The organism is Pandoraea sp. 64-18 (genome assembly GCF_001899225.1).
GTDB lineage: Bacteria > Pseudomonadota > Gammaproteobacteria > Burkholderiales > Burkholderiaceae > Pandoraea > Pandoraea cepalis.
On sequence record NZ_MKVU01000007.1, the window covers coordinates 349,013 to 361,687 of the forward strand.

11 protein-coding genes are annotated in these 12,675 nt (G+C 64.9%); 5 read left to right on the forward strand and 6 right to left on the reverse strand.

The window, feature by feature from the left end; translation table 11 throughout:
- Window positions 1-26: 26 nt before the first annotated feature.
- The 4 genes from BGP02_RS07025 to BGP02_RS07040 form a co-directional block, all read right to left on the reverse strand.
- Window positions 27-1,286, reverse strand: coding sequence for a c-type cytochrome (locus tag BGP02_RS07025; protein ID WP_268567899.1), 1,260 nt, complete (start codon window positions 1,284-1,286; stop codon window positions 27-29).
- Between the two features lie 131 nt (window positions 1,287-1,417).
- Window positions 1,418-2,113, reverse strand: a complete 696-nt coding sequence (locus BGP02_RS07030; RefSeq protein WP_286798259.1) for a (2Fe-2S)-binding protein — start codon at window positions 2,111-2,113, stop codon at window positions 1,418-1,420.
- On the reverse strand, window positions 2,110-4,929 hold the full coding sequence (locus BGP02_RS07035; RefSeq protein WP_286798260.1) for a xanthine dehydrogenase family protein molybdopterin-binding subunit: 2,820 nt from the start codon (window positions 4,927-4,929) through the stop codon (window positions 2,110-2,112). Before BGP02_RS07035 ends, BGP02_RS07030 begins: the two co-directional genes overlap by 4 nt.
- Before the next feature lie 556 nt (window positions 4,930-5,485).
- A complete protein-coding gene (locus BGP02_RS07040; protein WP_017235074.1) occupies window positions 5,486-5,998 on the reverse strand; it encodes a GNAT family N-acetyltransferase in 513 nt (170 codons plus the stop codon).
- Window positions 5,999-6,089: 91 nt separating this feature from the next.
- On the opposite strand from BGP02_RS07040, the gene BGP02_RS07045 reads away from it, so the two are divergent.
- Together BGP02_RS07045 and BGP02_RS07050 are read left to right on the forward strand one after the other, a co-directional pair.
- On the forward strand, window positions 6,090-6,680 hold the full coding sequence (locus BGP02_RS07045; protein ID WP_286798261.1) for a helix-turn-helix domain-containing protein: 591 nt from the start codon (window positions 6,090-6,092) through the stop codon (window positions 6,678-6,680).
- Window positions 6,680-7,246, forward strand: a complete 567-nt coding sequence (locus tag BGP02_RS07050; RefSeq protein WP_286798262.1) for a GNAT family N-acetyltransferase — start codon at window positions 6,680-6,682, stop codon at window positions 7,244-7,246. The genes BGP02_RS07045 and BGP02_RS07050 overlap by 1 nt, the downstream gene beginning before the upstream one ends.
- A gap of 126 nt (window positions 7,247-7,372) precedes the next feature.
- On the opposite strand, the gene BGP02_RS07055 is transcribed toward BGP02_RS07050, so the two are convergent.
- A complete protein-coding gene (locus tag BGP02_RS07055; RefSeq protein ID WP_286798263.1) occupies window positions 7,373-7,924 on the reverse strand; it encodes a DUF4019 domain-containing protein in 552 nt (183 codons plus the stop codon).
- Window positions 7,925-8,052: 128 nt separating this feature from the next.
- Between BGP02_RS07055 and BGP02_RS07060 the strand changes: the two genes are divergently transcribed.
- A complete protein-coding gene (locus BGP02_RS07060; protein WP_286798264.1) occupies window positions 8,053-9,231 on the forward strand; it encodes a GGDEF domain-containing protein in 1,179 nt (392 codons plus the stop codon).
- Window positions 9,232-9,328: 97 nt separating this feature from the next.
- Here BGP02_RS07060 and BGP02_RS07065 read toward each other — a convergent pair whose 3' ends face one another.
- Complete coding sequence (locus BGP02_RS07065; RefSeq protein ID WP_017235079.1) at window positions 9,329-10,048, reverse strand: glutathione S-transferase C-terminal domain-containing protein; 720 nt, start codon at window positions 10,046-10,048, stop codon at window positions 9,329-9,331.
- A gap of 144 nt (window positions 10,049-10,192) precedes the next feature.
- Here BGP02_RS07065 and BGP02_RS07070 point away from each other — a divergent pair, with 144 nt between their 5' ends.
- Window positions 10,193-10,717: a DUF2471 family protein gene (locus tag BGP02_RS07070; protein ID WP_286798265.1), complete on the forward strand. Its 525-nt coding sequence runs from the start codon at window positions 10,193-10,195 to the stop codon at window positions 10,715-10,717.
- The gene (locus BGP02_RS07075) at window positions 10,705-12,450 is read left to right on the forward strand and encodes a 3'-5' exonuclease family protein (RefSeq protein WP_286798266.1); all 1,746 of its coding nucleotides are present in this window, start codon (window positions 10,705-10,707) and stop codon (window positions 12,448-12,450) included. Before BGP02_RS07070 ends, BGP02_RS07075 begins: the two co-directional genes overlap by 13 nt.
- Window positions 12,451-12,675 lie beyond the last annotated feature (225 nt).

The following is a 12,675-nucleotide window of genomic DNA, read 5'->3' on the forward strand; positions in this document are numbered from 1 at the left end:
GCCGTTGCGCGTGACAGTGCGTCGGATCACTTCTGGCGCAGCTGTCTGACGATCTCGGAATTCACGTCGCCCGGCTGAGCACCGTAGGCCACACGCAGGTAATTGCTCAGCTCGGCAATCTGCGCGTCGGTGAACTGGCGGGCGAAGCCCGGCATGTCCTGCATCGCCTCCAGCCCCGGGAACCGCTGCGGCTCAATGCCGTCGAGAATCGCGACGATCAGATTGCGTGGATCCTTCTGACGCACCGTCGAATTGCCCAGCATCGCCACCGCCACATGCGGCTTGCCGGTGCCGTCCGCCGCATGGCAGCCCGCACACACGGCGAGATAGAGGTTGCGTCCCGCCTTCAACTGGCTCGCGTCAGGACGCTCCGGGAGTGGGGCCGGCGCGGGAGGCGCGTCGCCCAGCAGATACGTCGAAACCGAGCGCAGATCGTCGGGCGTGAGGTATTGCGTGCTCAGATGCACCACCGGATACATCTCGCCGAATGCCGACCCTTGCGGGGCGATTCCCGTGCCGAAGAACGACTGCAGATCCTTCACCGTCCAGCCGCGTGCTGCCAGGGCGTCGGGCGTCAGATCGGGCGCGGCAATCCGGGCGAGCGCCGCCCCACCGAGCGGCTTCGCGCTGTCGAGCTGGCCGAACGTGCCGCGCGGCGTGTGGCATTCGGCACAGTGTCCCAAGGCGTTCGCGAGATAGCGTCCACGCAGCCAGTCGGCGGACTGTCCCTTCGAGGCATCGGGCAATGTGTCCTTCAGGAACATCCAGTCCCACACGCGCATGCCCGGGCGCACGTTGTAGGGGAACGAGAGATCGTGCTTTCGATTGGGCACGGCCGCCGGCTTCACCGACATCAGGTAGGCGTAGATGGCGTCGCTGTCGGCGCGGGTCATCTGCCGATAGGACGTGTACGGCATGGCCGGATACAGGGCCTTGTCCGGGGCCATTCCGTCATGCAGCGCGCGGTAGAAGTCGTCGGCGGTCCAGCCGCCGATGCCGTTTGTCCTGTCCGGGGTGATGTTGGTGCCGTAGAACGTGCCATAGGGCGATTTGAGCGGCACGCCGCCCGCAAACGGCGCGCCGTTCGCGCTCGTGTGGCAGGCGGCGCAATCGGCCGCTCGCGCCAGATATTGGCCGCGAGCGATCAGGTCGGGCGATGCCTTCGCCACCGGCGACGGCGAAGGCGATGCCGCCGCCCCACCGCTGGCCGTCGATGCCGAGGGACTCGGTGCATCCGCAGCCATCCCGCTCGTCACGAGCGCGGGCGCCGCCGTCGTCTTGGGCATTGGCGGCTGGGCGGGCTTGGGTGGTTTGGGCACCGTCGAGTCGTTGCAGGCGGCGACGAGCAGCAGCGCGACAAGACAAGCCGCGCGCGCGCTCCAGCGGGAGGCGCGATTCAGGCGCATGGCGTCCCCCCTCATTTCGCATCCCTGATACAACCGGGCGTCTTGAGCACGACATCGCGCACGGCCGTGTAATAGCGCACATACCCCGTGCACCGACAGATATGGTCGTTGAGTCCTTCGGTGATCGCCGCTTCGAGATCGGCACGCGCGACCGGGTGGCGCTTCAGACGTTCGATCAACACCGTTGCAGCATTCACAAAGCCCGGTGTGCAGTAGCCGCACTGGAAACTGAAGTGATCGAGAAACGCCTGCTGGATCGGTGCGAGCGTGAGCTTGCCGTCGGCATCGCGCACCGCGTGGCCTTCCACCGTGCGCACCGTCTTGCCGTCGAAATAGTTTGTCCCGGTGATGCACGTGCGTACGGTTTCGCTGCTGCCGTCGGCGTGATCGACGATCACCACGCAGGCGTGGCAGATGCCCTGCCCGCAGCCCAGACGCGAGCCGGTCAGGCCCAGGGTCTCGTGCAGCCAGTCGATCATCATCAAACCGGCCGGCACGTCCATCGGGCCATGCGACACACCGTTCACCTTCACGGTGACGGGCAACGTCTCCCACGGTGCTTTGCCGTTTGCCGGGGCTGCCGTGCCTGCCGCCGCATTCGCCGTAAGCGGTGCCGCTGCCGCACTCGCCGCGCTCATGGGTTGTCCCCCGCCCGTCGACGCCGTGGCGTCCGACGCGGCCTGCGGTGTGCTCGAAGCGTTTGTCATGCCAGTACCTCCTGGATCTTCTCCGGTGTCACCGGCAACGTCGTAAATCGATGGCCGATCGCATGCGCGAGGCCGTTCACAATCGCGCCAACCACGGGAATCATCACCACTTCCGCAATGCCTTTCGGAACGTCGGTTTCGGAGATCGGTGGTAACACCTCTCCGGTTTGCGTCCACACGGCGACGTCGACCGCACGCGGCAGGTGATACCGATTGAAGTTCCATGTGCCATTGCCCGGGCCGTCTTCATAAAGCGGCAGATACTCGTGCAGCGCATGGCCGATCCCCATCGCGAGACCGCCCTGCAATTGGCCCGAGACGAGTTGCGGCGAGATCTGGTTGCCGCATTCGACAATGGAATGATGGGTGAGCAGTTCGACCTTGCCGGTTGCCTCGTGCACCGACAGCGCCACGAGCGTGCCGACGGCACTGTAGTAAGTCACCGCTGCGTTGTTACGCTGCACCGGCGGGTAGTACACGCGCTTGCGATCGAGGCTGCGATAGCCGGTGGCCGACGACGACGCAGTGGCGGTCGACGGCGTGGCCCCGCCCTGTCCGAAGCGCAACGCAATGCCATCGACGGGCAGTCGCTGCATCGCGCCGTTGCCCAGATCCCAGTCCGCTTCGGCCCACTGCCAACGATTGAAGACATGCACCGTCGCTCCGGTCACCAGGCCCAGTTCGTGCGCCGCCTTCGCGAGCATGGGTAACGGCAGCGCTTCGAGCCCGGCGGCCGTGAGTTTGCCGTCGACCCAGCGTGCGTCTTCCGCGCGCACCACGAGCGGTGCGGCCTGTCCGCCGCCGAGGCCGCGACGCCAGATCGACAGCGCCGCCGGCCACAATCCCTGCATGAAGAGCAACCGCGCCGCTTCTCGCGTACTGTGCGTGAAGTAGTAGGCAGAGTTCGTCGCGCTCGACGGCGAGGCGTATCCCGGCGACCAACGCGGATTGGCGGCGAGCCTGTCCTGATCGGCCTGCGACATCAGATACGGATCGCCGCTCGTCACGACCGGCAACTCCGGCCAGTCGGTGATCGCGACATGCACCTCCGTGGCCGGCATGCCAAGCCATTTCGCCACGGCAACCGCCTGCGACGTCGACGTGCCCGTACCGATCTCCACGGCCGTGTGGTGTAACGCGATCTTGCCCGTCTCGTCGATCTCGACACGCGCGAACGAGGTCTCGGCACCGGTGCCGAAGTCCTTTTGCACGCAGGCGAATCCGACCCCGTAACGGCGTCCCGGATGCGCCGCCTCGAACTCCGCTTTTTTCTTTTCGCGCTGCGTCCACAACGGATGCCGTTTCGCGCGAGCGAGCACCTCATCCACTCGCACCGCGCCCGCCGGAATCGCCCCTTGCGTGTTCTTCATGCCCGAGCGCAGCGCGTTCTTGAGACGGAACTCGATGGCATCGACGCCAAGCTGCGCCGCCATCTCGTCGATCATCATTTCCGTGGCGGCCATCGACTGCAGCGTGCCGTAACCGCGCGCCGAACCGGCATCGATGGCCCGCGACGCAATTGCCACGCTCGCCAGATCGCTTTGCGGGATGTAGTAGATCGACTGCGCTGCCGTCGCCCCGACCATCGCCACCGATGGCGAGAAATTCATCCGCCCGCCGCCGTTGCATTCCATGTCGGCCGCGAACGCCTGGAGCAGTCCGCTCTCCTTGTCGACGCCGAGACGATAACGCAGCGTGAACGCGTGACGCTTGAGCGAGGTTTGGAACTGCTCGTAGCGGTCGTTGGCCAGGCGCACGGGCAGACCGTCGCCGTACATCGCGGCGGCCAGACCGTAGAACGGCATGTTGTAGTGATCCTTCGATCCGTAGCCCACCGTGTAGCACGGATAGACGATCAGGCGCTTGACCGGGAAGTGGCCCTTGGCCGCCATCGCTGCCGCGTTCTCCGCGACTTCCGACGGCGATTGGGTGGGCACCACCATGTGCAGCGTCTGCGTGGCGGCGTCGTACCAGCCGTTGGCGTTATCGGGTTCGAGCGCTGCCGTGTCGATCGACTGCGTGCGGTACTCGCGCGACATCACAAGCCAGTTCTCCGGCGGGTGCGAGAGCGATTCGCCGATCTTGGCCGCGTACGCCATGCCTTGCTCGTCGAGCTTGCCGTGGTCGTTGCCATCCGGCCACACGGGCAGATGCTTGCGCATCATGCTCGGGAAGATCGGCGCGTCCTTCAGACTCGAGTAGACGTCATCGTCATACGCCGTCTTGCCGCCCACGCGCACGAAGCGGAAGCTGCCCCACGGATCGCGCTCGAGCGGGCCCGTCACGCCGCCGTAGCGAATGATCTCGTCATGGAACTTGAGCTTGTCCTTGGCGAAGCGAAAGCGCGTGAAGTCGCGATAGATCAGGATCGCGACGGCGTGGCCGAGATAAGCCGGCGTCTTGCCGGCCGGCAGCAACATGTCGTCGCCATAGAATCCGGGGAACGCGATCCCGTCGCGCGCCAGATCGTCGGCCGTCACAACACGATCGGGTTGCAGACCATCGGTCAGACGCGAGAGGTCGAAGCCTAGATATGCGCGGTCGGCATGCGTCGCGCGCAGCACGAAGGCATGGGCTTGCTGCACGGGCCAGCCCGGCATGTCGCGCGAGCGCACGTCGCGCGCGAAGATCTTTTCACCCGTCACCTTGGCCGTGCCGTCGATACGGAACTTCGCTTGTCCCTTGACGGCGTCCCACGCGACCGGCGTGAGGTTCTTGTCTTCGAACAGCGCGGCGAACGCCCGGCTGCCCAGCGGAGCGATATACACGGAGATACCCGCAATCACCGACGCCTTGAGAAACCCGCGACGCGTCACCGCGACTCCGGGGGCGCCATCGGGACGCTGGGAGCTTCGGGAAGACGCGGGAGATTCGGCGGCGGCATCGTGACGAGCGTCGTCGCTCGACACAACCGCGGGAGGAGCGGGCTTTCTTGGCAGGCGCGGCATAAGCGTTCCGTCCGTCTTGTTTTGGGGGGATGTATCACGATCACCAAGCTCGCGCGGACACCAATGCGCACAAAACGGCACCGCGACGAGAACCGGGGCGAGACATCGGACACTTGCCGACTCGACCCACGAGGCATGGTCACGATGCGTGACATTCACCTGCCGTGATGCGCTCGTGAAATTCGGTGAGAAGACGCTTCATGAGTGACACCGGACGTAGCAAGGCTACACGCCGAGTCCAGGAATGACAAGGTTGGCCATGGCGCACCGCGAGAGCATGCGCATGTGCTGTCGCCCAATGCACGCCGTGCAGCGGGCGCGGGCAGTCGTTATTCGAAGAGGGTGATGTTGCCTATGCCCAATGAGAAATGCCGCTATATCATTTCAGACATGGCGGCATCGAACGAGGCCGGCGGCGCGTGTTTCAACGCGTGGCGTCGATACGCAATTCCATGCACGTGAGATCGAGCCAGCGACCGAACTTCGTGCCGACTTCGCTGAACGTGCCGACCGTAAGGAAGCCGAGCTTTTCGTGCAGCCGAATCGACGGTGCGTTCTGCGCTTCGATACTCGCGATCATCACGTGAATGCCGATGGCGCGCGCGCGTTCGATCAGCGCGCGCATGAGCGTCTCGCCGACGCCGCCGCCACGCGCGTTCTTGTCCACGTAAATGGAGTGCTCGACCGTGTGACGATAGCCGTCGAACGCGCGCCAGTCGCCAAACGATGCGTATCCCGCGACCTTGCCGTCGCGCTCGGCGACGATCACGGGATACCCGCGCGCCACGCGTGCCGCCAGCCACTCGCGCCGGTTGTCCACGTCGACGAGCACCTCGTTCCAGATAGCGGTCGTGTGCTCGACAGCGTCGTTATAGATGTCGCGAATAGCCGGGAGGTCGGCGTCGGTGGCGTCGCGCACGATGAGCGAGGAAGTCATGTGAGGGGTCCCGCAAACAAGAAGCCGTGGATGACGGCGTGAACAATGACGTCCATTTTACTGGATATTAATTTCCAGTACACTGGAAACCATGGACATTAACGAACGTATCGCCCGCCGTGTGCGCGATCTGCGCAGCGAGCGCGGCTATTCGCTGGATACGCTGGCGGAACGCAGCGGCGTGAGCCGCTCGAGCATCTCGCTCATCGAGCGGGCGCAGACCAGTCCGACGGCCAACGTGCTCGATAAGCTTGCCACCGCGCTCGACGTAACGCTCGCGTCGTTGTTCGACGACCGGGCACGGGAAGACACGCCGCCGTCGCCGCTCGCACGCCGTGCCGACCAGCCGGTCTGGACGGATCCGGACTCGGGCTACGTGCGACGCAACCTTTCGCCGGCGCAGCCGTCGCCGTTGCAGCTTGTCGAAGTGCAGTTTCTCGCGGGTGAGCGCGTCGCCTACGATACCGGAGCGCGCGAGAATGAGGTCTGGCAGCAGATCTGGGTCATCGATGGCGCCATCGAAGTCACGCTGGGCAACGTCGCGTGGCGGCTCGACACAGGCGATTGTCTGGCCATGCGGCTCGATCAACCGATCGGCTTCCACAACCCCACGTCGGCCACTGCACGCTATCTGGTCGGGCTCGTCACGTTACCGTTCGTTGCTGCAAGGAGAGTACAGTGATGTCGCTTGATTTATCTTCAGTCGCCTCGCCCGTCGCCGTGCAACGACTCGACGGGGCCCAAGCCTTGGCGGCGATCGATGTGCTTGCCGACATACTCATCGACTGCGTGGAGGGCGGTGCATCGGTGAGCTTCATGCTACCGCTTACACGTGAGCGCGCCACCGCATTCTGGCGCAACGTGGCTGAAGGCGTCGCGCGTGGCGAGCGTGCGTTGCTCGTCGCCCGTCGGCATGAACCCGACGCGGCTCAAAATGGTGAAATCGTCGGTACTGTGCAGTTGTTGCTCGATTTGCCGGAAAACCAGCCGCATCGAGCGGACGTCGCCAAGATGCTGGTTCATCGTTCGGCCAGGCGGCTGGGGGTGGCTCGGCAATTGATGGCTGCCGTTGACGAGGTCGCCAGCGCCGAGGGGCGTCAGGTGCTCGTACTCGATACCGTGACTGGCGGCGATGCCGAACGGCTATATCTGCGCTGCGGCTGGCAACGCGCGGGCGACGTGCCGAAATTCGCACTGATGCCCGACGGGGCCTTCTGTGCCACGACGTTCTACTACAAGCACCTCTGACCCGCGCCGTCGCAAAAGCGCTGCGACACCACCGCCGTCTAAGGGAGGGCTCACCGTGTGGGGGGCTGACCGACGTAAATCTGCCGATATCGTCGGCCAGCCGCCGCCGGCCCCGCCAGCGCAGCCTCAGCGCACCAGATAGCCCGCGACCCGCCAACGGCTGTCGATGCCGAAGACCATCGTCACCATCTCATGGGCCTCGGCCTTGTGCTCAAAGACTGTGTTGTACTGAATCACCACATACTCGCCGTCCGGCTGCCCGGGCAGGGTGCGCGTAAACACCGCATCCGCGGTTTTGCGCGACTTCACCCGGCCCAGCGGCTCGCGCGCGGCTTGCAGGCGCTGCGCCCAGTCGCCGGCCGTGATCGCGCGCTGGAACACCGGGGCAGCCTGCTCCCAACTCTGCTTTCCACGGTTGATGTCCGTGAGTCCCAGCCAAAGATTGGCGGCCTCGAGCGCGGGACGCACGTCGCGATTGACATCGGCCGCCGGTGCGCTTGCTCTGCTGGCTGGGCTGGAGAAAAGTGGCGGCTGGGCTGCGCGGCGCTGCAGCGGCTCTTGCTGCGCCTGCGCCGGGCGCGCGGCAAGACCGGCAACGGCCACGACGGTCAACGCCAACATGGGAAGCCGGCGAAAGCGGGGGGCGCGATTTGACGGATAGGATCGGGTCGTCGGCATTGACGCAAACTCCTTGATACAAAAAAGACGGATCCGACTATTCTACTGGCGTGCTGGGCATGTAACGCGCGTAGCGGCGTACATTACAATGCACAACACATGTCCGCTTCCCCCCGCTGGTCATCGCCATGTTGACGACGTCTTTGCTCGCGATCACCTCACTGCTCAGCTTCATGATGTTGCTGATCATGGGGTCTCTTCTGCGCTCACGCGTGGCGGGCGTTCGCGAGTGGTGCTTCGCCAACGTTGCGGTGCTCATTGCCCTGCCGCTGTTTGCGCTGCGCAGCGTCGTCCCCGACTTCCTGTCGATTGCTGTCGCCAACGTCACCCTCGCGGGCGGTCTGCTGCTTTACTTCGCGGGCTGTGCTCGCTTTCTCGGCCGCTCGCCGCATTGGCCGGCATTGGGCGCATCGCTCGGCGTGCTCGCTGCCGCCATCGTGTTCTGGCGTTACGGCACCGACGACCCACAGGCACGCGTGGTCATCGTCTCGGCATTTCACGCGGCGTGGCTACTGGCCACGGCCGTGCTCATTGCCCGACATATTCCCCCGCGCCGGCATCCTTACAACTATTGGCTGACCACGGGCCTCGCTGCGGCGTTCGCCATCGGGCATGCCGTGCGCGGCGTGGTCTTCGGCTGGACGCCGGCCCCCGGCCCTGATGTGTTCGCGCCCACGATGTTCAACGCCGTGATGCTCACCATCGGCACGATTGTCATGCCCGCCATGACGATGGGCGCGGTCATGATGATTCACGACGCCATGCTCGCCACCGCCGAAGAGGCCGCGAACCGCGACTATCTGACCGGCGCGCTCTCGCGCAAACACTTCGACCTCCTCGCGCGTCAGGAGATGGCACGGGCGGTGGCCCGCGGTTGGCCTCTCTCGATCGTGGTCATCGATCTCGATCATTTCAAGCAGATCAACGATACCCACGGCCATGCGGGCGGCGACACGGTGCTTCGCGAATTCGTGAAGCTCGTGCGCGATATCCTGCGCGAAGGCGATGTCTTCGGGCGACTGGGCGGAGAAGAATTTGCCGTGCTGCTGCCGGGCACGGACACACCCGGTGCAATCCGCATTGCCGAGCGCCTGCGCAGTCAGGCGAGCCGACATCTGGTGGCCGGTCCGTTCGGCGTGTGTCAATACACGCTCAGTGGCGGCGTGGCGACGTGGCACGAGAATGAAAGTCTCGAGGCGCTCTGCATGCGCGCCGACCGCGCGCTGTACGCCGCGAAGATTTCCGGGCGCAATCTGGTGCTCTCCGACGTGCTGCCGAGCGACGAAACGGCCTCCGAGGCGGGCTGATCCAGCCCGGCGTCGGCCTCCAGAGTCGATGTCAATTCGCGGCGATGTGACGTCGTGAAATCGCGGATTTGCCGATCTGCCTATCGGACGTTACGCCTCAAACGCTCGAGCCTTCGCCCGCGTCGCGAAAGAACTCGCGCCGCATGCGCGCGACATAGGCCATCAGATTCGGATGGCTTGCGATTTCGTCGCGCAGCGCCATGCGGAAATGCGGCGACGCGGCGCTACCGATGAAACCGAAAGCCGTGGCATCGGCGCCGCACGGCGCATCACCGAAAAAATAGGGTTTGTCGCCGAGCAATTCGGCCGCCGCCTGTGCGCCGCGTTTGAGCAGTTGCGTTTGCTCCTGAGGCGTATAGCGCCCGGTGCCCTGCGCGTGCAGCGTGCCGCGAATCTTGCGACGGATGAACGCTTGCGCAAGTGGGCGCACCGGCCAGGGAATCGCCTTGAAGAACGAGGCCGGCCCCTTGGCGAAGTTGTCGTCGTCGCACCAGCGCGCCTGCACGACGTGCCAATAGAAATGATCTTCCAGCGCCTTCTCGAACATCCACGCGGCGCCCCGTCGCTCGGGCGTGAGACCGGCATCGAAATCGAACCCGTACTTACGCTCGATGTGCAGCCGGATCAACGTGGAGTCCGCGACGATCTCACCTTCGTCATCGATATAGGGGAGCTTGCCCTTGGGGGCATGCCGAAATCCACTGCGATCCGTCCGATAGGGCAGTCCGGCGAGCTTGAGCAGCATCTCCGCCTTGACGACAAACGGGCTGGCGTCGGGCAGCCCGAACGACGGGCCAAAGGTATACAGGGTCAACATCGAGGTCGGGTTCCCGCAGGGTGGGCATGGCGCAAAGTATTACATGCGGCGACGACGGCGGCGACCCCGTCGGGTCGGTCGGGTCACGTCACTCGCGCACTGTGATTTTATACAGTATCATGTCCTCCAATCGAGGAATGTCTTATGGAAACCATCGACTGGGATCAACTGGCACTGAGCGCTGCCGAACGCGACCTTGCTGGCATCGTGAGAGCGATTGCCGCGCGCTACGCGCAACAGCGTGCGGGGACCGCGAAAGCCATATCGGCACGCACTGCCGCCGTTGCCACAGCCCCTGAGGAATCGAACGAAGCGAATAATTCGAGCGAAGCGGCAGCGGCATTGACGCTTGACTGGCGCACGCTCCTCGCCATTGCCGACGAGGCAGAGGCGGATATTGGCCTGCATGCACGGCATGAAGCATGGGCGCTGGCGCGGCTGCTGCGCCTGCCCGGCGACGAGGCGCTGCGTCGCGACGGCGCGTTACCGCAGCTCGATGCACTCGTCGATCTGCACTGGCCCGACGCCCCGGCACCGGCGGTATTCCGTGCCATCGCCGCAGCATTCGCCGGTGACGACCTGCCTGGCGACGACGCGGCGCCGTTCCCGTCCGACCGATCCGTCCGCCCGATCGCGTCGCACGCCAATGCGCCGGCATGCCCGGCCTGAGCGCGGCCGAAGTGCGCAAGCGCAACGCGACCGATGACATGCGGGACATCGCAATCGAGCACGCCGAAGACGCCGCGATCCGCGATGTGATGGATCCCGACGCGCTCGCCCGCTCGCTGCCGGCACCGATGGTCTTCGTCGATCTGGAGACGACGGGTGGCAATGCGCTCGGCGACCGCATCACCGAGATCGGCGTGGTCGAAGTCGGCCCGCATGGCGTGGAACAGTGGAGCACCCTGCTCGACCCGGCCGAACCGATCCCCCCGTTCATCCAGCAGCTGACCGGAATCACCAATGAGATGGTGCGCGGTCAGCCGTCGTTCGAGTCGCTGGCGCACGGATTGGCGGAACGTCTGCAAGGCAAGTTGTTTGTTGCCCACAATGCGCGCTTCGATTATGGCTTTCTCAAAAACGAATTCCGGCGTGCCGGCATCGCGTTCCAAGCCGATGTTTTGTGCACGGTGCGTCTATCGCGTCTGCTGTTTCCCTCGGCGGCGCGGCATGGTCTGGATGCGCTGATCGCCCGCTTCGGCCTCGCCCCGCTGGGCCGTCACCGCGCGCTCGCCGACGCCGATCTGCTCTGGCAGTTCTGGCAAAAGCTTCACACGATTTACACGCCCGATCTGATCGAGCAGGCGGTGCAACGCGTAACCAAACGTTCGAGCCAGCCGCCGCAGTTGCCGGACGACGCCATCGATGCCCTGCCGAACCGCCCTGGCGTCTACCTCTTCTATGGCGAAGGCGACACGCTGCTGTATGTAGGCAAGAGCGTCGACATCCGCGCACGCGTGCGTTCGCATTTCTCCAGCGATCATCAGGTTGCCAAGGATCTGCGTATCTCGCAGGAAATCCGGCGTGTGGAAGCGCGCCGCACGGCGGGCGAGCTTGGCGCATTGCTGCTGGAGTCGCAACTGGTCAAGCAGTTGCAGCCGGTACATAACCGTCAACTGCGCCGTGCTTCGCAACTCTATAGCTGGCAACTCACGCCGGATGCCGACATGCCCGAGCTCGTCAGCGCGAAGGCGGTCGATTTTGCCGGCGCCGAGGCCTTGTACGGCACCTTCTCGTCGCGCCAGCGTGCGCAGAGCGCGCTGCGCACGCTGGCGGACGAACATCGTCTGTGCTGCGCGCAGCTCGGGTTGGAAACTGTGGGCGCCGGCCGGCCGTGCTTCGGATACCAGGTCAAGCGTTGTGATGGTGTATGCGTCGGCGATATGCCGCTCGCCGCGCACACCGAGCGCGTTCGCCAAGCGCTCGCCACGCTACGGTTGGAAACGTGGCCGTACGAAGGCCCTATCGCGGTTGAAGAACGCAGCGCCGATACCTCGGAGGTCGACTACCACGTGATCGACCGCTGGCAGTATCTGGGCACTGTGACGTCGCGTGACGCGTTGGACGCCTTCGTCGACACCTTGCCTGCCGTGACCGGCTTTGATCCTGACATTTACCGACTACTGGGCCGACGCCTTGCCGCCTTGCATCAGGCGAGCGATACCGTCGTATACGACGTCACTGGCGCTCAGTCGGCCGAAGTGGAAGACGACATCCCGACGTCGGTACGCGGCAAGGCGGCACTCCTGGCCGTTCTGCCGCTAAGCCGCCCGGCGTTTCGCCTCAGCTCGCTAGATCCACCGGCCCCCGCACCCGACAAGCCCAGCGCGGCGCTGTTGCGTCGCCGTCGACCACGCCCCGAAGACCCTGCGCAATATCGGCTGCCGTTCGACGCTCAGTAGCGCGGGCGGTCGGCAACGGCCGCCTTAATGCGCCGTCTGCGGGGCACCCTCGGCCCCGTCGCCGTCACGCCCGCATTTAAGTTTGCAGTATGGAACCCTGACCGAATTCCGTCCCAATAGCCAGACAGATGTCAGTCGCGACAAGCTGGGCTGGGCGTTATCGCCGGGGAAAAGCAAAAACCCCTTGCTACACGAGTTAGCAAGGGGTTTTTAGGGGGAGCCTGA

Coding starts and splice junctions, on each gene's coding strand:
- BGP02_RS07070 (WP_286798265.1), top strand. CDS start 10,193: ATGGAAACCATCGACTGGGATCAACTGGCACTGAGCGCTGCCGAACGC.
- BGP02_RS07075 (WP_286798266.1), top strand. CDS start 10,705: ATGCCCGGCCTGAGCGCGGCCGAAGTGCGCAAGCGCAACGCGACCGAT.
- BGP02_RS07045 (WP_286798261.1), top strand. CDS start 6,090: ATGGACATTAACGAACGTATCGCCCGCCGTGTGCGCGATCTGCGCAGC.
- BGP02_RS07050 (WP_286798262.1), top strand. CDS start 6,680: ATGTCGCTTGATTTATCTTCAGTCGCCTCGCCCGTCGCCGTGCAACGA.
- BGP02_RS07025 (WP_268567899.1), bottom strand. CDS start 1,286: ATGCCCAAGACGACGGCGGCGCCCGCGCTCGTGACGAGCGGGATGGCT.
- BGP02_RS07065 (WP_017235079.1), bottom strand. CDS start 10,048: ATGTTGACCCTGTATACCTTTGGCCCGTCGTTCGGGCTGCCCGACGCC.
- BGP02_RS07040 (WP_017235074.1), bottom strand. CDS start 5,998: ATGACTTCCTCGCTCATCGTGCGCGACGCCACCGACGCCGACCTCCCG.
- BGP02_RS07030 (WP_286798259.1), bottom strand. CDS start 2,113: ATGACAAACGCTTCGAGCACACCGCAGGCCGCGTCGGACGCCACGGCG.
- BGP02_RS07060 (WP_286798264.1), top strand. CDS start 8,053: ATGTTGACGACGTCTTTGCTCGCGATCACCTCACTGCTCAGCTTCATG.
- BGP02_RS07055 (WP_286798263.1), bottom strand. CDS start 7,924: ATGCCGACGACCCGATCCTATCCGTCAAATCGCGCCCCCCGCTTTCGC.